The organism is Variovorax sp. Soil_C_33 (assembly GCF_057656935.1).
Map to the genome: position 1 here is coordinate 40,920 of NZ_JBDGJK010000027.1, position 23,337 is coordinate 64,256.

Annotated in this window: 19 protein-coding genes and 1 tRNA gene; 16 read left to right on the forward strand and 4 right to left on the reverse strand. The window is 65.4% G+C overall.

What is annotated here, in order from left to right; all coding sequences use genetic code 11:
• The first annotated feature begins 7 nt into the window (after positions 1–7).
• Both AC3A6B_RS28510 and thrS read left to right on the forward strand, forming a co-directional pair.
• Positions 8–319, forward strand: a complete 312-nt coding sequence (locus tag AC3A6B_RS28510; protein WP_487840003.1) for a putative quinol monooxygenase — start codon at positions 8–10, stop codon at positions 317–319.
• Positions 320–538: 219 nt separating this feature from the next.
• Entirely contained in the window at positions 539–2,446 is a 1,908-nt protein-coding gene (gene thrS, locus AC3A6B_RS28515) for a threonine--tRNA ligase (protein ID WP_487840004.1), read from the forward strand.
• A gap of 69 nt (positions 2,447–2,515) precedes the next feature.
• Here the strand turns inward: thrS and AC3A6B_RS28520 are convergent, their stop codons facing one another.
• Entirely contained in the window at positions 2,516–2,710 is a 195-nt protein-coding gene (locus AC3A6B_RS28520; RefSeq protein ID WP_251010462.1) for a hypothetical protein, read from the reverse strand.
• On the opposite strand from AC3A6B_RS28520, the gene infC reads away from it, so the two are divergent.
• From infC to AC3A6B_RS28560, 8 genes are all read left to right on the forward strand, one after another.
• On the forward strand, positions 2,621–3,157 hold the full coding sequence (infC, locus tag AC3A6B_RS28525) for a translation initiation factor IF-3 (RefSeq protein ID WP_487840005.1): 537 nt from the start codon (positions 2,621–2,623) through the stop codon (positions 3,155–3,157). The genes AC3A6B_RS28520 and infC overlap by 90 nt on opposite strands.
• A gap of 146 nt (positions 3,158–3,303) precedes the next feature.
• On the forward strand, positions 3,304–3,507 hold the full coding sequence (gene rpmI / locus AC3A6B_RS28530) for a 50S ribosomal protein L35 (RefSeq protein WP_028253491.1): 204 nt from the start codon (positions 3,304–3,306) through the stop codon (positions 3,505–3,507).
• Positions 3,508–3,531: 24 nt separating this feature from the next.
• Entirely contained in the window at positions 3,532–3,891 is a 360-nt protein-coding gene (gene rplT, locus AC3A6B_RS28535; protein ID WP_028253492.1) for a 50S ribosomal protein L20, read from the forward strand.
• A 109-nt stretch (positions 3,892–4,000) separates the two neighbouring features.
• Positions 4,001–5,077, forward strand: coding sequence for a phenylalanine--tRNA ligase subunit alpha (gene pheS / locus AC3A6B_RS28540; protein WP_487840006.1), 1,077 nt, complete (start codon positions 4,001–4,003; stop codon positions 5,075–5,077).
• A 21-nt stretch (positions 5,078–5,098) separates the two neighbouring features.
• A complete protein-coding gene (pheT, locus tag AC3A6B_RS28545; RefSeq protein WP_487840007.1) occupies positions 5,099–7,537 on the forward strand; it encodes a phenylalanine--tRNA ligase subunit beta in 2,439 nt (812 codons plus the stop codon).
• Positions 7,534–7,905, forward strand: coding sequence for an integration host factor subunit alpha (locus tag AC3A6B_RS28550; RefSeq protein ID WP_487840008.1), 372 nt, complete (start codon positions 7,534–7,536; stop codon positions 7,903–7,905). The genes pheT and AC3A6B_RS28550 overlap by 4 nt, the downstream gene beginning before the upstream one ends.
• Positions 7,906–7,968: 63 nt before the next feature.
• Positions 7,969–8,430, forward strand: a complete 462-nt coding sequence (locus AC3A6B_RS28555; protein WP_487840009.1) for a MerR family transcriptional regulator — start codon at positions 7,969–7,971, stop codon at positions 8,428–8,430.
• 26 nt (positions 8,431–8,456) lie between these two features.
• Positions 8,457–8,533: transfer RNA gene (locus AC3A6B_RS28560), tRNA-Pro, on the forward strand.
• A 115-nt stretch (positions 8,534–8,648) separates the two neighbouring features.
• Here AC3A6B_RS28560 and AC3A6B_RS28565 read toward each other — a convergent pair.
• Both AC3A6B_RS28565 and AC3A6B_RS28570 read right to left on the reverse strand, forming a co-directional pair.
• Positions 8,649–9,482, reverse strand: a complete 834-nt coding sequence (locus AC3A6B_RS28565) for an OmpA family protein (RefSeq protein ID WP_487840010.1) — start codon at positions 9,480–9,482, stop codon at positions 8,649–8,651.
• A gap of 33 nt (positions 9,483–9,515) precedes the next feature.
• Positions 9,516–14,342: a YadA-like family protein gene (locus tag AC3A6B_RS28570; RefSeq protein ID WP_487840011.1), complete on the reverse strand. Its 4,827-nt coding sequence runs from the start codon at positions 14,340–14,342 to the stop codon at positions 9,516–9,518.
• 523 nt (positions 14,343–14,865) lie between these two features.
• Here AC3A6B_RS28570 and AC3A6B_RS28575 point away from each other — a divergent pair.
• Positions 14,866–17,643, forward strand: a complete 2,778-nt coding sequence (locus AC3A6B_RS28575; RefSeq protein ID WP_487840012.1) for a sensor domain-containing diguanylate cyclase — start codon at positions 14,866–14,868, stop codon at positions 17,641–17,643.
• Positions 17,640–18,383: an EAL domain-containing protein gene (locus AC3A6B_RS28580; RefSeq protein WP_487840013.1), complete on the forward strand. Its 744-nt coding sequence runs from the start codon at positions 17,640–17,642 to the stop codon at positions 18,381–18,383. Before AC3A6B_RS28575 ends, AC3A6B_RS28580 begins: the two co-directional genes overlap by 4 nt.
• Before the next feature lie 33 nt (positions 18,384–18,416).
• Here the strand turns inward: AC3A6B_RS28580 and AC3A6B_RS28585 are convergent, their stop codons facing one another.
• Positions 18,417–19,349: a LysR substrate-binding domain-containing protein gene (locus tag AC3A6B_RS28585; protein ID WP_487840014.1), complete on the reverse strand. Its 933-nt coding sequence runs from the start codon at positions 19,347–19,349 to the stop codon at positions 18,417–18,419.
• Between the two features lie 109 nt (positions 19,350–19,458).
• Here AC3A6B_RS28585 and AC3A6B_RS28590 point away from each other — a divergent pair, with 109 nt between their 5' ends.
• The 4 genes from AC3A6B_RS28590 to AC3A6B_RS28605 all read left to right on the forward strand — a co-directional run bounded on the left by AC3A6B_RS28590 (position 19,459) and on the right by AC3A6B_RS28605 (position 23,321).
• On the forward strand, positions 19,459–20,448 hold the full coding sequence (locus AC3A6B_RS28590; RefSeq protein WP_487840015.1) for a Bug family tripartite tricarboxylate transporter substrate binding protein: 990 nt from the start codon (positions 19,459–19,461) through the stop codon (positions 20,446–20,448).
• A 4-nt stretch (positions 20,449–20,452) separates the two neighbouring features.
• On the forward strand, positions 20,453–21,988 hold the full coding sequence (locus AC3A6B_RS28595; RefSeq protein WP_487840016.1) for a UxaA family hydrolase: 1,536 nt from the start codon (positions 20,453–20,455) through the stop codon (positions 21,986–21,988).
• A 98-nt stretch (positions 21,989–22,086) separates the two neighbouring features.
• Positions 22,087–22,443, forward strand: a complete 357-nt coding sequence (locus AC3A6B_RS28600; protein WP_487840017.1) for an HU family DNA-binding protein — start codon at positions 22,087–22,089, stop codon at positions 22,441–22,443.
• An 89-nt stretch (positions 22,444–22,532) separates the two neighbouring features.
• Positions 22,533–23,321 carry a class I SAM-dependent methyltransferase gene (locus AC3A6B_RS28605; RefSeq protein ID WP_487840018.1) on the forward strand — a complete coding sequence of 263 codons (789 nt, stop codon included), beginning with the start codon at positions 22,533–22,535 and terminating at the stop codon, positions 23,319–23,321.
• The last annotated feature ends 16 nt before the right edge of the window (positions 23,322–23,337 follow it).

The window sequence follows — 23,337 nt, forward strand, 5'->3', positions numbered from 1 at the left end:
GACCTTCATGATCAAGTTCGCACTGTTCGCCCGCCTCGAAGCCAAGCCTGGCAGGGAAGCCGAAGTCCAGCAGTTCCTCGAAGCGGGGCTTTCGATGGCGCGCGACGAGAAGACCACGCCGATCTGGTGTGCCCTTCGCATCTCGCCGACGACCTTCGGCATCTTCGACGCATTCGAGGACGAGGCCGGTCGCCAGGCGCATCTGGCCGGCCCGATCGCCCAGGCCTTGATGGCCAAGGCGCCGGAGCTGTTCGCCAAGCCGCCGGCCATCGAACCCATTGATGTGCTCGGGCTCAAGAACGCGGCACCTGCGTCCTGAGCAGCCTGCGGATAGAATGCGCAGCTCCGTCTCAGCAGCAACAAGAGCGAGAAAGGCACCCTGGTTATGACACCGCGAACTACACCGCAGGCAACGAGCGGTCTTTTCCTTGAAGGAAGAGGCCGGTAGTCCGCGCACGCTGGAAGCATCCAGCACATGATCAAGCCAAAGCGCGGTCCCAGACCGCGCTTTTTTGTTTTCTCGCGAGGTTTTCTTCTCATGATCCAGATCACGCTCCCCGACAACTCGCGCCGCGAGTTTCCCGGCCCGGTTTCGGTGGCCGACGTTGCCAAGTCCATCGGCCCCGGCCTTGCCAAGATGACCGTGGCCGGCAAGCTCGACGGCCAACTGGTCGATGCGAGTGACCTGATCGACCGCGACGCGAAGCTGCAGATCATCACGCCGAAGGACGATGAGGGCCTGGAGATCATTCGCCACTCAACGGCCCACTTGGTCGGCCATGCCGTGAAGCAGCTCTACCCGACGGCGAAGATGGTGATCGGCCCGGTGATCGACGAAGGCTTCTACTACGACATCTCCTACGAGCGCCCCTTCACCCCCGAGGACATGGAGGCGATCGAGGCGCGCATGCGCGAGCTGATCGCGCAGGACTACGACGTGGTCAAGAAGATGACACCACGCGACGAGGTCATCGAAGTGTTCAAGTCGCGCGGCGAGGACTACAAGCTGCGGCTGGTGGAGGACATGCCCGACGAGAAGGCGATGGGCCTGTACTACCACCAGGAATATGTCGACATGTGCCGCGGCCCCCACGTGCCGAACACGCGCTTTCTCAAGGTCTTCAAGCTCACGAAGCTGGCCGGCGCGTATTGGCGCGGCGATGCCAAGAACGAGCAGCTGCAGCGCATCTACGGCACGGCCTGGGCCGACAAGAAGCAGTTGGACCAATACATCCAGCGCATCGAGGAAGCCGAAAAGCGCGACCACCGCCGGCTGGGCAAGGAGCTGGACCTGTTCCATATCGACGAGGTGGCGCCCGGCGTGGTGTTCTGGCATCCCAAGGGCTGGGCGATCTGGCAGCAGGTCGAGCAATACATGCGCCGTGTTTACCGCGACACGGGCTACCAGGAAGTCAAGGGGCCGCAGATCCTCGACAAGAGCCTGTGGGAGAAAACGGGCCACTGGCAGAACTACCGCGAAAACATGTTCACGACGGAATCGGAGAAGCGCGACTACGCGCTCAAGCCGATGAACTGCCCGGGCCACGTGCTGATCTTCAAGTCCGACCTGCGCAGCTACCGCGACCTGCCGCTGCGCTACGGCGAGTTCGGCCAGTGCCACCGCAACGAGCCCTCCGGCGGCTTGCACGGGATCATGCGGGTGCGCGGCTTCACGCAGGATGACGGCCACGTCTTCTGCACCGAAGACCAGATCCTCGAGGAGTGCGTGGCCTACACGGGGCAATTGCTCAAGGTGTATGCCGATTTCGGCTTCACCGAGATCCTCTACAAGGTGGCGACGCGGCCCGACAACCGCATCGGCTCCGACGATCTCTGGGACAAGGCCGAGCACGCGCTGATGGAGGCGCTGCGCCGATCGGGCGTGGAATTCGTGATCTCGCCCGGCGAAGGCGCCTTCTATGGGCCGAAGATCGAATACACGCTGCGCGACGCCATCGGGCGCCAGTGGCAGTGCGGCACGATGCAGGTGGACTTCAACATGGCCGAGCGCCTGGGCGCGGAGTACGTCACCGAGTCCAGTGGCCGTGCACATCCGGTAATGCTGCATCGCGCGATCGTGGGCAGCCTCGAGCGCTTCATCGGCATGCTGATCGAACATCATGCTGGCGCGCTGCCCGCCTGGCTGGCCCCGGTGCAGGTCGCAGTGCTCAATATCAGCGAAGGGCAGGCAGATTACGCATCTCAAGTTGCGAAATCGCTGCAAAATCAAGGGCTTAGAGTTTTGCTCGATCTGCACAACGAGAAGATTACGTATAAAATACGGAAGCATTCGTTGCAAAAGCTTCCCTACATCCTCGTCGTGGGCGACAAGGAGAAGGAAGCAGGTGCCGTCGCAGTGCGCGCCCGGGGCAATCTTGATCTCGGTGCCATGTCGGTGGAGGCGTTCTCCCAAAAGATCGCCGACGACATCCAACACAAGCTTTGAATTTGAACTGGTTCAAAGGCTGATTTTGAGCAATCAGGCTGCTTGTGGGCGTGGACTAGACGGCGTTCGCTACAGTTTTTGTAGCAAATTGATTGAAGGATCCTGACCATCGCTACTGCATTTCGCGACCGCCGCCACCGCGAGGAACGCCAACACCGCCTGAACCGGGAAATCATGGCCCCGGAAGTCCGCCTGATCGGGCCCGATAACGAGCAATTGGGTGTCGTGAGTCTTGCCGAGGCCCTGCGGCTGGCCGGTGAGCAAGACGTGGATCTGGTGGAAGTCGTCGCGGCGGCCAATCCGCCAGTCTGCCGCCTGATCGAGTACGGCAAGTTCAAGTACCACGAGCAGAAGAAGGCCGCCGAAGCGAAATCGAAGCAGAAGGTCATCGAGGTCAAGGAAATCAAGTTCCGGCCGGGTACCGACGAAGGCGACTACAACATCAAGATGCGCAACATCCGGCGTTTTCTTGACGAGGGCGACAAGTGCAAGATCACGCTGCGCTTCCGGGGGCGCGAGATCACGCACCAGGAACTCGGTCTGGCGCTGTTGCAGCGCATTCGCGAGGATCTCGGCGACGCGATCGTGGTCGAGCAGTTTCCGAAGCTCGAGGGCCGGCAGATGATCATGATGATCGCACCGGGCCGCAAGAAGGCGGGTGGCGCGGCCAAACCGGCGGCTGAGTCGACAGCCGCACCCGCCGCGGCCTGAGCTGACGAGATAGAAGGATTCGAAGGGATTTCGCCCTTGCCGGCACTCCAAGTGCAAGCAAGGGCGGGATAAAGAAGTGTCTCGGGGCCAACAAGCCCGTGGAATATCCGCGGCGCCTCACGAGCACAAACTAAAGGAGCATGCACATGCCCAAAATGAAGACCAAGAGCAGCGCGAAAAAGCGTTTCCGCGTTCGTCCCGGTGGCACCGTCAAGCGCGGTCAAGCCTTCAAGCGTCACATCCTGACCAAGAAGACCACCAAGAACAAGCGTCACCTGCGTGGTGCAACGGCAGTTCATGAGACCAATATGGTTTCGATGGCCGCCATGTTGCCCGGCAGCGGCATTTAATCCAGACGAACAAGGAGTACACACATGCCTCGCGTCAAACGTGGTGTAACGGCTCGCGCCCGCCACAAGAAGGTTCTCGCACTCGCCAAGGGTTTCCGCGGTCGCCGCGGCAATGTCTTCCGCATCGCCAAGCAGGCGGTGATGAAGGCAGGCCAATACGCCTACCGTGACCGCCGCACCAAGAAGCGCGTGTTCCGCCAACTGTGGATCGCCCGTATCAATGCGGCTTCGCGCGAACTGGGCCTGACCTACAGCCAGTTCGCCAACGGCATCCGCAAGGCCGGTATCGAGATCGACCGCAAGGTCCTGGCCGATATCGCCGTGCACGACAAGGCCGCTTTTGCCGGCATCGTGGAGCAGGTCAAGGCCAAGCTGGCTGCTTGATCCCGCACAGCAGGTTGCCGTCTTCCGGATGGCGGCCTGCGCCCACGGCACAAGGGCTGGCGCTTGAAAGGGCTCCAGCCCTTTTTTCTTTCACCTCGAAATATTCCCCATGAACGAGTTGGATTCCCTGGTCGACACCGCACGCGCTGCCTTCGCGAAGGCCAAAGCCCCGGCCGAACTCGAGAACGCCAAGGCGCAGTTCCTCGGCAAGGCTGGCCGCATCACCGAGCTGATGAAGGGCATGGCTGCGCTCTCCGTCGACGAGAAGAAGTCGCGCGGCGCGGCGATCAACGTGGCCAAGCAGGCCATCGAGGCCGCGCTCACCGAACGCCGCCAGCAGCTGGCCGACGAGGAGCTTGCCGTTCAGCTGCGTGCCGAAGCGCTCGACGTCACCTTGCCCGGCCGCCAGCGCGCGTCCGGCGGCCTGCATCCGGTGAGTCGCACGATGGAACGCATCGAGGCGATTTTCTCGAGCATGGGTTTCGATGTCGCGGACGGCCCCGAGATCGAGAGCGACTGGCACAGCTTCACCTCGCTCAACAACCCGCCGAACCATCCTGCGCGCTCGATGCAGGACACCTTCTACGTCGACATCAACGGCGAAGACGGCATCCCGTACAACCTGCGCCCGCACACCAGCCCGATGCAGGTGCGCTATGCGCATCAGCACGTCAGGAAGTACGCGGCCGAATTCGAGGCTGCGGCGTCCGACACCACCGGCGCGGTCAAGGCGCCCGAGATCCGCGTGATCGCGCCGGGCCGCACCTACCGCGTCGACAGCGATGCCACCCACTCGCCGATGTTTCATCAGTGCGAAGGCCTGTGGCTGGGCGAGAACGTGAGTTTCAAGGACCTCAAGGTCGTGTTCACCGACTTCTGCCGCACCTTCTTCGAAACCGACGACTTGGTGCTGCGCTTCCGTCCCAGCTTCTTCCCGTTCACCGAGCCGAGCGCGGAGATCGACATCCAGTTCCAGACCGGCCCGCTGGCCGGCCGCTGGCTCGAAGTCGCCGGTTCGGGCCAGGTGCATCCGAACGTGGTGCGCAATATGGGCCTGGATCCCGAGCGCTACATCGGCTTCGCTTTCGGCATGGGCCCGGACCGGCTCACGATGCTGCGCTACGGCGTGAGCGACCTGCGCCTGTTCTTCGACGGCGACCTGCGCTTCCTGAGCCAATTCCAGTAAACAGAGAACGAGAACGACGAGATGCAATTTCCAGAGTCCTGGTTGCGCGAGTTCTGCAACCCGCCGCTTTCCAGTGCAGAACTGGCGGAGACGCTCACGATGGGCGGGCTCGAGGTCGAAGAGCGCCGGCCGGCAGCTCCGCCCTTCACCAAGGTCGTGGTCGGCGAGATCAAGGAAGCGGCCCAGCATCCCAACGCCGACCGTCTGCGCGTGTGCCAGGTCGATGCGGGGCAGGGCACCCTGCTCAACATCGTGTGCGGTGCGCCCAATGCGCGCGCCGGCATCAAGGTGCCGCTGGCGCTGGTCGGCGCCGAGCTGCCGCCGGGCGACGACGGCCAGCCCTTCCTGATCAAGCTGGGCAAGCTGCGCGGCGTCGAGAGCCAGGGCATGCTGTGCTCGGCGCGCGAGCTCAAGCTGAGTGAAGACCACGGCGGTCTGCTCGAGCTGCCCGGCGATACGCCCATCGGCGCCGACGTGCGCGAGGTGCTGAAGCTCGACGATTCGTTGCTGACGCTCAAGCTCACGCCCAACCTGGCGCACGGGTTGAGCGTCTACGGCATCGCGCGCGAGCTCGCGGCGTTGACCGGTGCACCGCTCAAGACGCCGGCCATCGCCCCGGTGGCGGTGGAATTGAAGGACAAGCTGCCGATCCAGGTCGCGGCCCCCGATCTGTGCGGCCGCTTCTCGGGCCGCATCGTCCGCGGCGTCGATACGAAGGCCGCCACGCCGGCCTGGATGGTCGATCGTCTTGCGCGCTGCGGCCAGCGCAGCGTGTCGCCGTTGGTCGACATCTCGAACTACGTGATGTTCGAGTACGGCCAGCCCAGCCACATCTTCGATCTCGACAAGATCCACGGCGGCCTCACGGTGCGCTGGGGCAAGCCGGGCGAACAGCTCAAGCTGCTCAACGGCAACACGGTCACGGTCGACGAGAAGGTCGGCGTGATCGCCGACGAACGCGGCGAAGTCGAATCGCTCGCCGGCATCATGGGCGGCGATGCCACGGCGGTGTCCGACGACACCCGCAACATCTATGTCGAGGCCGCCTTCTGGTGGCCCGAGTCCATCCAGGGGCGCTCGCGCCGCTTCAACTTCAACACCGATGCGGGACACCGCTTCGAACGCGGCGTCGACCCGAGCCGCACGGTCCAGATCATCGAGCGGATCACGCAGCTGATCGTCGACATCTGCGGCGGCCAGGCCGGCGCGATCGACGACCAGACCCTGCGCCTGCCGGAAGCCAGGCCCGTCACGCTGCGCGTGGCGCGTGCGGCCCGCGTGATCGGCATGCCGCTCACCCAGGCCCAGTGCGGCGACGCGTTGCGCCGGCTCGGCCTGCCCGTGGAAGAGGGCGAAGGGACGCTGGTGGTCACGCCGCCGCCGCATCGCTTCGACCTTCAGATCGAGGAAGACCTGATCGAAGAGGTCGCCCGCCTGGTCGGCTACAACAATCTGCCGACCATGGCCCCGCTGGCGCCGATCACGGCGCGCGTGCGGCCCGAAGTCCAGCGCGGCCGCTTCGCCGTGAGCCATCGCCTCGCCGCGCTCGGCTACCAGGAAACCATCAACTTCAGCTTCGTCGAGGCGCACTGGGAGCAGGAGCTCGCCGGCAACGCCAATCCGATCCAGCTGCTGAACCCGATCGCGAGCCAGATGAGCGTGATGCGCTCGTCCCTGATCGGCTCGCTGCTCCAGGTGCTGAAGTTCAACCTCGACCGCCGCGCGCCGCGCGTGCGCGTGTTCGAACTCGGCCGCGTGTTCGTGCGCGACGACGCGGTCGCCACCACCGACAGCACCGTGAAGAGCATCCACCAACCCATGCGCGTGGCCGGCCTGGCCTGGGGCGATGCCGAAGCGGCGCGCTGGGACGGCAAGGCGCAGCGCGTCGACTTCTACGACATCAAGGGCGACGTCGAAGCGCTGCTGGCACCGCTGGTGCCCAACTTCGAGGCGACCGAGCATCCTGCGCTGCATCCCGGCCGCGCGGCGCGCGTGCTGCTCGACGGCCGTGCCATCGGCGTGGTGGGCGAGCTGCATCCGCGCTGGCGCCAGACATGGGAATTCGCCCAGGCGCCCGTGCTGTTCGAACTCGAGCTCGATGCAGTCGCCTCGCGGCCGCTGCCCGAAGCCCAACCGGTGCCCAAGCACCAGGCGGTGGAGCGCGACATCGCCGTCGTGGTGGCAGAAGCGATCACGCACGATGCGCTGATGCGCACCATCCGCGCGGCCGCAGATCCCGGCCTGCTGCGCAATGCCGTGCTGTTCGACATCTACCGGCCGCCCGTGGCGCGCGACGGCACCGTCGCCCCCGGGGGCCTGGCGCAAGGCGAAAAGAGCATGGCCGTGCGCCTCAGTTTCAACAGCGACAGCGCCACTCTGACCGACGAGCAGGTCGAAGCGGCGGTGGCCACGATCCTCGAGCAACTCAGCGCGCGGCTCGGCGCACATCTGCGGGTATGAAAGCCATGGAATTCACGCTCGAAGTCCTCGAAACGCCTGCGCTCACCAAGGCGCACCTGGCCGACCTGCTGTTCGAGCAGATCGGCCTCAACAAGCGCGAATCCAAGGACATGGTCGAAGCCTTCTTCGAGCTGATCGCGGCCAGCCTGATCGAGGGCACGGACGTCAAGATTTCGGGCTTCGGCAACTTCCAGATCCGCGTCAAGGCGCCGCGGCCCGGCCGCAACCCGCGCACCGGCGAGGCCATTCCGATCGGCGAGCGCCGCGTCGCCACCTTTCACGCCAGTGCCAAGCTGAAGGAACAAATTCACGGCAGCATCGGCGAAGAGGGGCCGCAAGAGGTGGAGTGGAGCCTCGGCGCCGAATAGTGCTTGGTCGCGCGCGGTGCGTGGAGTAATCTCTAAGGTTTCCCTCGCACCGTCTTGATTTCAATGGAGAAAACGCTCCCACCGATTCCCGTCAAACGCTACTTCACGATCGGTGAGGTCGGCGAGTTGTGCGGCGTCAAGCCGCACGTGCTGCGCTACTGGGAGCAGGAGTTCACGCAGTTGCGCCCGATGAAGCGGCGCGGCAATCGGCGCTACTACCAGCACCACGAGGTGCTGATGATTCGCCGCATCCGCGACCTGCTCTACGACCAGGGCTTCACCATCAGCGGGGCGCGCAACAAGCTGCAGGAGATGGTCCAGTCGGAGCGCGACCGTCGCAAGGCCGGCGAAGTGCCGCTCGAAGGCATGGAGGCGGTCGAGATCGATCAGGAAGAGTTCGAAGCCGCGCTCAAGGAAGGCACTGAGATGCCGCAAGGTGCAGACCGGACCATCGATTTGTCGCAGCTGCTCAATCTGCGGCGCGAACTGTACGAAATTCGCGAACTGCTGAGTCCAAGCCACTGAAAACGCACGGCTATAATCGAACGCTTCGGTGTGTGGCGCAGCCTGGTAGCGCACTTGCATGGGGTGCAAGGGGTCGAAGGTTCGAATCCTTTCACACCGACCAATATTGACGGGGTTAGCAGATAGGCATCTGCTAACCCCTTTGTCATTTCTGCGCCCAAGCGACACGCGCCGGCGGGTATCGGAACGCCGGGCGTGCTGGTCGCCAGCCAAGGAGTTCAGCGCTCTCCGTCCACCTCGATCTCGACGCGCCGGTTCGGCGCCAGGCAGGCGATGAGTTCCTCGCGCTTCTTCTGCTCGCATTCCACCTTGGGCTCGGTCTCGCCCTTGCCCAGCACCTGCATGCCCCGCGCTGGCACGCCAGCTTGCACCAGATGATCACGCACGGTCGTGGCGCGCGCGAGCGACAGCTGTTCGTTGAAGGAGGTCGAGCCCAGACGATCCGTGTGGCCGGTGATGCGCAGCCGGCCGGATTCGCGCGCGCCGCGCAGGCTGGCAGCCAGCGTATCGAGCTCTCGCCGGCCCTGCGGCAGCAGGTCCGCCGGGCCCGAGCGACCGAAAGCGAAGAGCGCATCGGCAGACAGCTCGACCCGCTGCGGCACTGCTGCCTTTTCGGTCACGCGCTCGGCGGCAGGCGAAGCCACCTTCAACAGCTCGGCGCAATCCGCCGGCAGCCAGTGGAAGCTCTGAGCCCGCAACGCGGTGTCGTAGATCACCTTGTATTGGCAGGTCTTCACGCCGCCCGGGACGCGGAAGTTGAAGATGTAGTCCCACTCGCGAACCCCGAACAGGCTTTCGCGGAAATGCGGCCGGCCCACCAGGTCATAGAGCTGGTCCTTCGTGACGCCGGGTGCGATGCGGCGCAGGTTGTCGACGTTCGGGAAGGTGCCTTCTTTCAACCAGGCATCTTTCCCGATGTCAGGGAAGACAACTTCGCCTGCGCGGCCATCGTCCGAGATGTTCTTGCTGACCGTGGACGTGCCGCAGCCCGCCAGCGACAACAGTGCCGCGATCGCCAGCGTGGCGCCAGCCGCTTTGATTTGCTTGTTCATGAATGATCTTGGAAATTGGTTGCAATCAGGTGCCTACCAGTGGAAGCCCATGCCGGCGGCGACGCCGACCTTGCCGCGAGAGTTGGCCGTGCCGCTGAACTTGACGATCCATCGGCCGTTGTCCGCGAGCTTCGACACACCGAGCGCCAGCGCAGCCTGGCCATCGAAGCCTGCGACACCCGCGGCCACCATGCTCTTGCCGGGGATGGCGGCCTGCGGCAGATTGGCCATCGCCATCGCGCCTGCCGCGGCGGCGTTGGCCTCTCTGCTCACCTTGTCGATATTGGCCTGCACCTGGCCCAGCTTGGCGTCTGTGTACTGATTGGCAGCCGCAAGGCCGGCATTCAGCTGATTCACGTTGACGGCGTCGTTGCCTGCCACGCCGTCGGCGACGTTGTGGAGGGTCACTGGCGCGTTCGTGTTCGTGCCGCCCAGGGTCACGCTGTTGTAGTTGGTGGTGCCGTCGGCGTTGGTCTCGTACTTCACAGCGGACTGGTCGATGCTGGCCACCGTGGTCTGCACCGCCTTCAGTTGCGACACGTTGACCGCGTCGCTGTCCAGCGAGCCCGCTGCCACGCCGGTGATCTGGCGGAACTGGCCGTTGGAAGCATCGCCCACCGATACCGCCGACAGCGTGCTGGTGGTCGCGTTGATGGCCGCGGTCTGCGAGGTGGATGCACCCGTGGGCACGTAGCCAGCCGCCCCTGCCGCAGTGGAGGCGACCGAGCCGGCGCCCAACGCCACGCCACCGGCCTGGGTCACGCTGGTGCCTGCGCCGATCGCAACGCCTTGGACCGCTGCCGCGGACGACTGGGTGCCGATCGCGATGGAGTCCGCCCGGTGCGAAGTCGCACCCTGGCCGACAGCCACGCCGCCCGGCGCGGTCTGCTGAACCACGGCGCCGTTGCCGATGCCCACCCCGTTGTCGCCGTTGACTACCGTCTGCGGGCCGACCGCCACCGATTCGGCACCGATGGCCAGCGAATCCATTGCGGTGGAGTTCGCATGGAAGTACTGGAGCGGCGTGACGGCGAAGGATTGCAGCGCGCCGCTGAGCTGGCGTACCGTGACCGCGTCCTGCGATTGCGTGCCATCCGCCACGTTGGTGATCTGGCGGTAGGTAGTCGCGCTGCCGACGGAGACGGCGCCCAGAAGCGCGCGGTCGGTCGTGTTGAACGGAATCAGCGAGCTACCTGCGGGAATGTCGCCCGTGCTGCCTGCGACGACCCGGTCGGAGACCGAGCCTGAACCGAGTGCAACCGAACCATCGACGGTTGCACTGGCGCCAAGGCCCTGCGCAATGCTGCTCACCCCCGTGGCGACGGCGTTGGGGCCGATGGCAACGGAATTCGTTCCCAAGGCCTGCGAGTCGGGCAGGGTCGAGTTGGCGTGGAAGTACTTGATGCCAGCACCGGTGTTGATGTCGCCGATCGTGTTGCTGAGATTAGTGATCTGGGTCGTGTTCGCGGTCACCTGCTGGTTCGTGGCGAACAGCTGTGAGCCGTTGATCGCATCGGTGGAGCTGCCGTCGAGCCGGCCCGCCGCCACGTTCGTGATGGTGCGCTCGGCGCCCAAAGAGCCCACGCTCAATGTCGCGAAGGGCGTCGCGCCCGCGAAGTTATAGGTCGTGGTGCCGATCACGGCGCTGGGCGTGCCGACCGCTGCCGCAGTCACCGAGCCGGAGCCCAGCGCCACGTCGCCTGCATTGTTGGCTACCGCATTCGGGCCAATGGCGACGGAATTCGTCCCCAGGGCTTGCGAGTCGGGCAGGGTCGAGTTGGCGTGGAAGTACTTGATGCCCGCGCCGGTGTTGATGTTGCCGACCGTGTTGTTGAGATTGGTGATCGAGGTCGTGTTCGCCGTCACCTGCTGATTCGTGGCGAACAGTTGCGAGCCGTTGATCGCATCGGTGGAGCTGCCGTCGAGCCGGCCCGCCGCCACGTTCGTGATGGTGCGCTCCGCACCTGAGGCGCCGACGCTGACTGTGCTCGTCGGGGTGGCGCCCGCGAAGTTATAGGTCGTGGTGCCGATCACGACGCTGGGCGTGCCAACCGCTGCCGCAGTCACCGAGCCGGAGCCCAGCGCCACAGCGCCGGCGTTGTTGGCGACCGCGTTCGGGCCGATGGCGACCGAATTCGCCCCCAGGGCTTGCGAGTCGGGCAGGGTCGAATTGGCGTGGAAGTACTTGATGCCCGCGCCGGTGTTGATGTCCGTGATCGTGTCACCGAGGGTGGTGATGTCGGCCGTGTTCTTCGTGACCTGCTGGTTCGTGCCGAACAACTGCGAGCCGTTGATGGCGTCCGTCGAGGTGCCGGAGATCCTGCCGGCGGCCACATTGGTGATGGTGCGCTCGGTGCCCAAAGCGCCGACGCTGACCGTGCTCGTCGGCGTGGTGCCGGCGAAGTTGTAGGTCGTGGTGCCGATCACGGCGCTGGGCGTAGGGACAGCCGCCGCAGTCACGGAGCCGGAGCCCAGTGCCACGTCGCGCGCGTTGTTGGCCACCGCTGTGTCGCCGAACGCGACCGCGCCCGCAGCCAGTGCCTTGCTGGTGCTGCCGATCGCGACGCTGCCCTGGCCGACCACCGTGTTCTGGAAACCGATGCCGACCGCGCCTTGCGCCGAGATGCCGGGCGTGCTGACCGCCTGGCCGCCGCCGCCGACCATGTTGGTATTGCCCATCGCGACCGAGCCGTTGCCGGTGGCGGTGTTGTCCATGCCCTGCGCCACCGCGCCATCGCCGGTGGCGGTGTTGGGATCGCCGATCGCGACTGCGCCATTGCCGCTGGCGACGTTGCCCGAACCGATCGAGACCGCGCGACCTCCAGTGGCGGTGGCGTTGGTGCCGATCGCCACTGCTTCGGCCGAATCGGCCCGCGCATTGCTGCCGACCGCGATGGTGTTCAAGGCCGAGGCGCTCGCCAGGCGGCCCATCGCGATCGCTTCCGTCTGTGTCGCGGACGACTCTCCGCCGATGGCGATGGCATTGGTGCCCGCCGCGTTGGCGCCCGCGGTCGCGTTGCCGCCCAGCGCCACAGCACCGGTGCCCGAGGCGCGCACGGCGGTCGCGGCGTCGGTTCCGCCCGAGCCGAGTGCGGTGGCGTTGGCCGCCGCCGCGTTGGCCCGGGATCCGACCGCTACCGCATTGGCGCCGGTTGCCCGGCTCACGATCCCCATTGCGATAGCTTGATCCTGCGATGCCGTCACATCCGTGCCGATGGCGATGGCGCCCGCCGCCGTGGCGCCCGCTCCCACAAGCGTGCGCGCACCGAGATTGATGGAATTGATCTCTGAGGCGATCGACTGGAAGCCGATTGCGATGGCGTTCCGGCCGCCCGCGTCGGCGCTGTTGCCCTGCGCGACGGCATCCAGTGCGGAAGCCTTTGCCTGGGAGCCGATGGCGATCGCCCTGTCCGCGCTCGCATTCGCGCTCAGGCCGATCGATGTCGTCGCGTTGCCCGCGACGCCGATGCCTGCGTTGGTGCCGATGGCGATATTGTCGTTGCCGCTTACCAGGCTGCCTGCCGCAGCGTCCAAGGTCCCATCGTAGGCGACCGTGCCATCGCCTGTGCCGAAGGCGACGTTGCGCGTTCCCGTGACGCCCGAACCCGCGCCCCGCATCACGCTGGCAATGCCGCCGCCGATGGCGGTGTTCAGAGCGCCGGTAACCAGCGCCCCGGATGCAATACCCAATGCGATTGAACCGGTATTGGCAGCCGTCGAGCCCGCACCGGCACCCTGGCCGACCGCAACGGTGCTGGTACCCATTGCGAGCGCTTGCGCCCCGAGCGCAAGCGAACTGTTTCCTACCGCTCGAGCGGCGTTGCCGACGGCGGTAGCTGCGTCGCTGGTTGCCTCTGCCTCATTGCCTACTGCGACGGTGCGCAGCGCGGTTGCCTGGGATAAAAAGCCTCCGGCGAACGCGAAGTTTCCGCCTGCCACAGAGTTGACACCGACTGCGGTGGAATTCCCTCCCGTAGCCTGAGAGGCGGTGCCCAACGCGCTTGCGCCAGCTCCGGTGGCATTGGCGTTAACTCCCAGCGCGACCGTATTGATATTGTTGGAGACCGCGCTGCCACCTATCGCGACTGCACCGCCCGTGCCTGAGGCTGCCGCATTCAAGCCGATGGCCACCGAGTATTGGGTCGACGAGACGGATTGACCCCCAATGGCAATGGCGTCGACGCCCGATGCAAGTGCGCCACTGGTGGCATTGCCACCGAGAGCCGTCGAACCGACGCCGGTGGCTCGTACGGCTGTTGCTGGGCTGATGCCACCGCCGCCGAGTGCTGTCGCATAGTCGACCGCGGCATTGGCTTGCGGACCCAAGGCAACGCCCCTAAGTCCCATTGCTCTCGACTGCACGCCGACAGCGGTGGCTGCCGCGCCGCCGGAGTTGACATCCGTACCGATAGCAATTGACGACTCCCCGGACGCTCCCACTCCACCGGTGCGCGCACCCACGTAAATGGAGTTGGTGGCTGAAGCAAGGGCTTGGTAGCCGAGAGTCGTGGCATTCAGCCCCGTACTGGCGGCGTTAAAACCTATAGCAGTGGCTCCGCCGAAAGTCGCTTGGGACTGAAAACCCGCGCAGGTCGAGCTGCCGTTGTAGAAGTTGTACGGCGACGCAGTGCAGTTCACCTGCGCCTGCGCCGACGACGCCCATCCCATCCCGCCCATCGCCAGCAGCGCGCTCATGATCCCCGCGCGCAGGCGGCTCGGCCCGCGCGATGCAGGCACGCCACCTGCGGCTGCCACCGCTACCCGGCTGCTGCCGCGTTTGCCGCGGGCCCGAGTGTTCTCGGGCGCAGCGACCCAGGCGCCAATGGATTCGTTCCAAACAGTGAAATAGCTCTGGTTCATGACACCTCGACGGGTAAAACAATATTATTAAATGTTACAGAAGCAACGATTTACTTCGCTGGAATGTTAAGAGAAATGGAAATGCGACAACAGCGCCGGCGGCGAATTTGTCAATGTTTGACATTCGCTATTCAATTTTGATGGTTTTGTAGTGGGAAATGCTTAAGGCCATTTGACTATTTGTAATGGCAACGTTTTATTGATTCCTAAACCCGCTCGCAGGGTATGTGCTTTATTTCCCACATGCAGCGCAAAGGGTCGCTAATGGCAATCCAGTTCATATGGGAATTAATCGCTACCTGGGGCGGGGCATTTTTTTGCGCTGCGATGGAACAGGTAGCCCACTGAGTCCCGGACATCGCAACTTCATCACGCAAGGGCCGCTTGCGGCAGCTCGCCCTTGCATGTCCGAAGACCTTCACTCGGTATGCTCTGGCACGGCTTGACCCGGCGCAGGCCATGTTCAAAGCGACGCTTCTGGTCTGCGGCTTCGAGCTGCGGCCGTTCTTACCAAGCTTCACCGATGCGCCTTCCCGTTCTTCGCCTTCCTCGCCTCGGCCTGCGCGCCCGGTTGTCCGTGGGCATGGTCGCGATCGTTCTGCTGATCGCGCTGGGGGTCACCACGGCCGCGCTCTATTTCGTCAAGCGCAACATGCAGGCGGCCATCGCGAACGAAGAGTTCGAGCGGATCTCCGCCATCGCCGAGGCGGTGGATCAGAAGTTCCTGAGCCGGCGCACCTTGCTCAGGACCTTCGGCGACAGCGTGGAGGCGCGTCATCTGGCGGACCCTGCGCTGCTGCAAGCCTTCATCATGCAGCACAAGTCGCTGAAGGAGGCCTTCGCCAACGTCGCCTTCGCCGACATGAACGGCAAGCTCGTGGCGGGCATCAACGGCGCGCCGCAGGCCGGCATCAACATCAAGGACCGCGAATATTTCCGGCAGACGGTCGCCGCCAAGGCGGGTGTTATCTCCCAGCCCTACCGCAATCGCCAGAACGGCCAGGCGCAGGTTGCCATGACCGAGCCGGTGCTCGACGAGCGGGGCGAGGTGGTCTACGTCATGTCCGGCGCGATCAACCTGAGCGAGCAGAACTTCCTCGGCGAGCTCGCCAACGTCAAGTTCGGCCAGACCGGATACATGTTCATCACGAACACCGATGGCATCGTGGTCGACCACCCCGACAAGTCCCGGATCCTGCAGCGCGCCGATGCCGCGAATGGGCGCAATCCCGCGATGGAGCGCGCGCTGGCCGGATTCGAAGGCGCGATGGAGGCGACGGACCGCACCGGCCTGCGCGGGCTCTACGCTTTCAAGCGCCTCGGCCAGACCAACTGGGTGCTCGGATGCATCTACCCGCGGGACGAGGCCTTTGCCCAGGTGGAGGACATCGAGCGCTACACATGGGCCGGCGCCTTGCTCCTCGCGGTGCTGGTGGGCGGGTTCGCCTTCACGGTCATGCGCTCGCAGCTCGCGCCCTTGTCGCGCCTGCACGAGCACATGAAGGTCTCGCGCACCGACTCGAGCTACGTACCCATGGAGCAGCTGCCGCCCGGGGACGAGATCGGCGATCTTTCGCGCACCTTCGATGCGCTGATGCTGGAGCGCCGGACCTCGCAGGAGCGGCTGAAATCGAGCGAAAGATTCCTGCGCGACGTGACCGACAACCTGCCCGCCGTGGTCGGCTACTTCGATCGCGACCAGCGCTGCCTTTTCGGCAACAAGGCCGGTCTCGCCGTGCGGGGCAAGACGCAGGCCGAGCTCGGCACCTTCACCATGAAGGAGTCGCTGCCCGACGCGGTCTACGAGCAACTCGTTCCGGAGGTTGCCAAGGTTTTGACGGGCACGGCGACGCGCCACGTCGGCACCTACGATCGCAATGGCAAGGAGGGCTTCTTCGAGTGCCATCTGGTGCCCGACATCCGCCAGGCCGGCGAGGTGGTCGGCTACTACGTGATGACCTTCGACATCACGCGCCAGAAGGTGGCCGAGCGCGAGCGGGCCGCGGGCGAGGCCCGCATCCGCACCATCACGGACAACCTGCCGGCACTGGTATCGCACGTCGACGCTTCGCTGCACTACACCTTCGTCAATGCGCACGTGCGCGCGCTGCACGACAACGCGGAACTGGTGGGCCGTCTCATGGCCGACGTGCGCGGCATCGAAGACTTCAAGCTGGTCGAACCCTATGTGCGCCGCGTGCTCGCCGGGGAAGCGGTGACCTTCGAAAAAACAGGCTACAGCACGCGCGGGGTCAGCCAGAACTGGTACCAGTCCCACTACATTCCCGATCGCGACGCGGCGGGTGTGGTGCGGGGCTTCTACGCGATGACTTTCGATGTGACCGAGCGCAAGCGGGCCGAGATCCGCAGCGCCGAGAGCGAGCAGCGCCTGCGCGGCCTGACCGACAACGTGCCGGCGCTTCTGACCGAGCTGGATCTGGACGAACGGGTGGTCTTCTGCAATGGCCGCTACCAGAGCTGGCTCGGCATCGCGCCGGAGTCGATCATGAACCGCCCGATCCGCGAGGCCGTCGGCGACGCCCATTACGAGATGCGCAAGCCGCTGCTGGCGCGGGCCTTTGCCGGAGAGGAGGTGTCCTTCGAACAGACGGCCAAGCTGCTGGTTGGCGAGCGGACCCTGCAGACGACCTATCTGCCGCAGAGGAATGCACAGGGCGAGGTCGTCGGCCTGTACGTCCTGGCGAACGACGTCAGCGACCTGAAGCAGAAGCAGATGCAGCTGGACACCCTCGCGCGCGAAGACGCGCTCACCGGCCTGCCGAACCGCCGCTCGTTCGAAGAGCACGTGCGCGAGGCGATGGCGAGGTCCCGGCGGTCCCGCATTCCGATCTGCCTCATGTTTCTGGACATCGACTACTTCAAGTCGATCAACGATTCGCTGGGCCACGCCGCCGGCGACGCGGTGCTCAGGGAATTCGGCCGCCGGCTCAAAGAGAGCGTTCGTGAGACGGATATGGCGGCGCGCTATGCCGGCGACGAGTTCGTGATCCTGCTCGAAGGAATCGCCGGCGCCGATGAGGCGCAGCTGGTTGCCGCCAAGGTGCTGGCCGCCATGCGTCCGGCCTTCGTTCTCTCCAATCGCACATTGCAGGTGACGACCAGCGTCGGCATCGCGCTGGCGGAGGAAGGCGAGGACGATTTTGCATCCTTGCTGGCATGCGCCGACTCGGCCCTCTACGCAGCCAAGAAAGACGGAAGAAACCGATTCACGATGGCGGCTTCAAGGTCTGAAACCCAGCGCGGCTCTTCATGGTCACGCCAAGAGTCCCTTGCCCGGTGAGATCCGAAAACATCAGCGACGCCGTCGCTTCCGTCATCGGCCCCGACTTCACGATCGCGTTCCAGCCGATCGTGGACCTCGAACTGCGGGAGGTATTCGCGCATGAAGCGCTGGTTCGAGGCGTTCACGGGGAAGGGGCGCTCGAGGTGCTCGGCAGGGTGGAAGCGCGTCATCGCTTTGCGTTCCACGAGGCATGCAGGGTGAAGTCGATCGAGATGGCATCGATGCTCGGCATGCAATCCAGGCTCAGCCTCAACGTGGCCCCCAACGACATCGCGGGACCGGCGGAATGCCTTCATACCGCGATTCGCACCGCCGAGCGAGTCTGCTTTCCCGTCGATCGCCTGATGTTCGAGCTCACCGAAGGCGAAGCCGTCGCCGACCTCCCGGCGCTGGCCGCGACCTTCCACAGCTTCCAACGCTTCGGATTCACCTCTGCCATCGACGACTTCGGCGCTGCCTATGCAGGCTTCGAACTGCTGGCCGCCTTTCAGCCGGACGTCGTCAAGCTCGATGTGAGCTTCATTCGCGACATCCATCGGAGCGCCGTGCGCTTCGCGATCGTGAAGGGCTTCGTCGCGATATGCGACGAGCTTCGGATCGAGGTGATTGCAGAAGGCGTGGAAGCTCCGGAAGAAGTGGACGTGCTTCGCCGGCTCGGCGTGCGGCTGTTCCAGGGCTTCCTGTTTGCACGTCCCGGCACTGGCGTGCTGCCGGACGTTGCCTGGAATGCGGCCTGACATTCACGCGAGGGGCCATGCGAGGCGGCTCGCTCACCTCGACTTCGACGCCCGCCTGAGACATTCGATGAGCTGTTCGCAGGCCGGCGTCCGCATCCGGCTGCGCATCGTGATGATGCCCACGGGCGGCAGTTCGATCGGCACCTTGACGCGCAGCGTCTCGGCAAGGCCCTCGCGCTTCAGGAACCGCGCGACGGTCCGCGCGACGAATGCGATCGCCGCGCGCTCGCGCACGAAGCTGAGCGTCACAAGAAAGGACGCAGACTCGATCAGATCCACCGGCGGGTTGAGCCCGTGCTTGTAGAACATCTGATTGAGCTTGATGCGCGATGAGGCCCACGGAGGCGGCACCACCCAGGGCACGGCTGCGAGATCCTCCCATGTCGGCCTCGGCTTGTGCGCCAGCGGGTGGTCCGGCCGGCCGATGATGCTCATCGGCTCGTCGTACAGCCGCTCGGTTTCGAGGTCCGGTGCCGCGTAGCCGGGCTCGAGGCGGCCGACGAACAGGTCCAGCTCACCCACCCGCAGGCGCGGCAGAAGCCGGGTGAGATCGCCTTCCTCGATGGCCACCGTGGTCAGCGCGGAACGCGCCTTCAGCAATTCGACGGCGCGCGACAGCAGCCCCGGCGTGGCCACCACCATCGCACCCACGCTGACGCGGCCGGCGGCCCCGCTGGCCACGGCGGCGAGCTCGTCGCGCGTGCGGCCATAGTCGGCCAGCACGGAGCGCGCAAAACGAACAACCGAGTCGCCGTACGGCGTGGGCTCGGTGCCGCGCGTCGAGCGCACGAACAGATCGAGGCCGAACATGCGCTCGATCTCGGCCAGCGTCTTGGAGACCGCCGGCTGCGTGAGCGAGAGGAACTCTGCGGCCCGGCCGAGGTGGCGGAACTGATCGAGCGCGATCAGCAGCTGCAGGTGCTTCAGCTTGAGGTTGGAGCGCAGCACGCGGTCGATGTCGCTCACGATCGGTACATGTCGGATTGGTTAAGAAGACAGTCCATAACTTCATTGGATTGTAATGATCGGTCCATCAACAATGCGGCGAATTCCCACGACAAGATCAGGAGACAAGATGGCTTCCACTCGCCGCCAGTTCGTCCTCGGCAGCCTCGGTGCTGCCGCCACCACTCTTTCCACGCTTCCGCGCGCCGCCCTTGCGGCCAGCTACCCCGAGCGGCCCATCACTTTCATCTGTCCCTGGCCGGCCGGCGGCACGGCCGACGTGACGATGCGTGCGCTCTGCGTGGCCGCAGCAAGGCAGCTCGGGCAGCCCGTCGTGGTCGACAACCGAGCCGGCGCCTCCGGCATGCTGGGCATGAAGGCCCTGGCCGGCGCCAAGCCCGACGGCTACACGATCGGCCAGATCCCGATCTCGGTGACGCGCTTTTCGCAGCTCGGCACGGTGCAGCTCGATCCGCTGAAGGATCTGAGCTTCATCGCACGTACCTCGGGCCAGACCTTCGGCATTGCGGTGCGCCCCGACGCGCCCTGGAAGACGCTCAAGGAGTTCGCCGCCGCGGCCAAGGCCCATCCGGGCAAGCTGACCTACGGCAGCGCAGGCATCGGCGGCGCCACGCACGTCGGCATGGAGGAGTTCGCGCTCGCCGCAGGCGTGCAGTTCAACCACATCCCGTACAAGGGCGGCGCGCCGGCGCTGCAGGACCTGCTCGGGGGCCAGATCGATGCGCTGGCCGACTCCAGCTCCTGGGCGCCGCACGTGAAGGCCGGCAAGCTGCGCCTGCTGGCCACCTGGGGCGAGAAGCGCACGCAGGATTTTCCCGATGTGCCCACGCTCAGGGAGCAGGGCTTCGACGTCGTGGTCGATGCGCCCAACGGCGTCGGCGCGCCCAAGGGCCTGGAGCCTGCCGTCGAGCGGCGTTTGCGCGAAGCCTTCAAGGCCGCCGCCGCCAGTGCCGAGTTCATCGCAGCCTGCGGCAAGATCGATGCGCCGCTGATGTACCTGGACGGACCCGACTACGAGAAGTACGTCGCCGCCACGTACCGCAAGGAAACCGAGCTGATCGAGCGACTGAAGCTCAAAGAGCTGATGGCCAAGGGCTGAGCGCATGACAAGCACCCCGCCCGCGTCGCCGCTGATCCGGCTGCATGCCAACGACAACGTGCTGATCGCCCGCGCACCGATCGCGCTGGGGCAGGAGTTGCCCGTGCTGGGCTTGCGCATGCGCGCACAGGTGCCGGCCGGCCACAAGATCGCCGCGCGGCGCATCGCCGCCGGCGAGCGGGTGAAGAAGTACGACACGGTGATCGGCGCCGCCATGCGCGACATCGAAGCCGGCGAGCATGTGCATTCGCACAACCTGGCCTTGATCGACTTCGACCGCGATCCCGGCTTCTGCGAGGACGTGCGCCCGATCGACTACGTGCCCGAGGCCGAGCGCGCCACCTTCATGGGCATCGTGCGGCCCGACGGTCGCGTGGCGACGCGCAACTTCATCGGCATCCTGGCGTCGGTCAACTGCTCGGCAACCGTCATCAAGCACATCGCCGCCCATTTCACGCCCGAGCGCCTGGCCGCGTTTCCGAATGTCGACGGTGTTGCCGCGTTCGCGCAGACCAGCGGCTGCGGCATGTCCTCGCCGAGCGAACACTTCGACGTGCTGCGGCGCACGATCGCCGGCTACGCGCGCCACCCCAACCTGGCGGGCGTGCTGATCGTCGGGCTGGGCTGCGAGCGCAACCAGGTGGCCGACCTGGTCGAATCGCAGGGCCTCGCGCCCGGATCGGACATGCGCACGCTGGTGATGCAGGACATCGGCGGCACGCGCGCCACCATTGCGGCCGGCATCGCGGCGATCGAATCCATGCTGCCGGCGGCCAACGCGGTGAAGCGCCAGCCGGTGAGCGCGAGCCACCTGAAGATCGGCCTCGAATGCGGCGGCTCCGACGGCTTCTCGGGCATCACCGCCAATCCGGCCCTCGGCGCGGCCATGGACATCCTGGTGCGCCACGGCGGCACCGCGATCCTGTCGGAAACGCCGGAGATCCATGGTGTCGAATACATGCTCACGCGTCGCGCCGTGAGTCCCGAGGTCGGGCAGAAGCTGCTCGACCGCCTGGCCTGGTGGGAGGCGTACACGCGCGGCCACAACGGCCAGTTCAACGGCGTGGTCGGCCCCGGCAACCAGGCCGGCGGCCTGGCCAACATCTTCGAGAAGTCGCTCGGCTCGGCCATGAAGGGAGGCACCACGCCGCTGCAGGCGGTCTACGAATATGCCGAGCCCATCGACACGGCCGGCTTCGTCTTCATGGATTCGCCGGGCTACGACCCGGTGGCCTCGACGGGACAGATCGCGAGCGGCGCCAACCTCATCTGCTTCACGACGGGGCGCGGCTCGATGTTCGGCTCCAAGCCGGCGCCGACGATCAAGCTCGCCAGCAACACACCGATGTTCACGCGCCTGGAGGAAGACATGGACATCAATTGCGGCCTGGTGCTCGACGGCGAGCTGGATGTCCAGCAGATGGGCCGGCGCATCTTCGAGCACATCCTGCGTTCCGCTTCCGGCGAGCCGACCAAGAGCGAGTTGCTGGGCCTGGGCGACCATGAGTTCGTGCCCTGGCACCTGGGCATCGTCAGCTGAGGCGCAGACGCTGCGCTACACTCCGCGCCGCTTGCAGCACGTATCGATCGCTGCGCCGCCATCGGCAACATGGCGAATCAAACCAAGGAAAAATTCAAGTGAACCGTATCGAACTGGTCGAAAAGATCGCCGCCGCACACAAGGTCAGCAAGGCTGAAGCCGCCCGCATTCTGGAAACAGTCACCGGCTCCATCGTCGCTGCAGTGAAGAAGGGCGATCCGGTCCAGCTCATCGGCTTCGGAACCTTCAAGCAAGTCGCACGCGCCGCACGCACGGGTTTCAATCCTCAGGCTGGCGCCAAGATCAAGATCGCGGCACAGAAGGTGCCGAAGTTCGTTCCGGGTGCAGCGTTCAAGGCCGCCATCGACCCCAAGGCTGCAAAGCGCAAGGCCGAGAAGGCAGCCGCCAAGCCTGCAGCCAAGACGGCTGCACCCGCAAAGAAGGCCAAGAAGTAAGGCCGCGCAGCGACGCGCCTGCGTCGCGAAGCCCTGGGCACCTGGTTTCATCCAGGACGGGTTGCAGGAGGGCGTGTCTATGATGGGGAATGAACACCGCTCCAGAATCCGAACTAGCCGCCGGGCCCGTGCAATTGCCCCACAGCCCGTTGCCGGCGTACTACCGGGACGAGGTCGAGCATCAGCGCTTCGTGCGCCGCATCTTCGACGAAACGGCGAGCGACTATGACCGCATCGAGCGTGTCCTGGCGATGGGCACCGGACCCAGATACCGGAGGATGGCGCTGCAGCGCGCCGGCCTGGCCCCAGGCGACACGGTCGTCGACGTCGGTATCGGAACCGGCTTGCTGGCACGCGAGGCCTGTGCCCAGATCGGAGCGGCAGGAAGCCTCGTCGGCATCGATCCAAGTCCGGGCATGTTGAAACAGGTCGCGTTGCGCGGCATCCAGCTCAGGGTCGGGCGGGCGGAGCAACTGCCGTGCGCCGACGGCGAGGCCGATTTCCTCAGCCTGGGGTACGCGTTCAGGCATGTGTCCGATGTCGGCAGGGCCTTTGCAGAGTTCCATCGGGTGCTGCGCCCCGGCGGCAAATTGCTCGTTCTCGAGATCAGCCGGCCCGAAAGCCGAATCGGCAACGCGCTGCTCAAAGCGTACATGCGAATTCTCGTTCCCGTCATCGCACGCATCGTCGCGCGCGAGCGCGCTACCTCCGAACTGTGGCGCTATTACTGGGACACGATCGAAGCCTGCATCGCGCCGGCCCAGATCATCGCGGCCCTCGAGGCGGCCGGTTTCGAGGCGGTGCGGCGGCATACGGAGCTTGGCATCTTTTCCGAGTACAGCGCCGTCAAGCCCGAGTCCTCGGGGCCGCTCGAGTAGCGGCGCGGGAGATGCC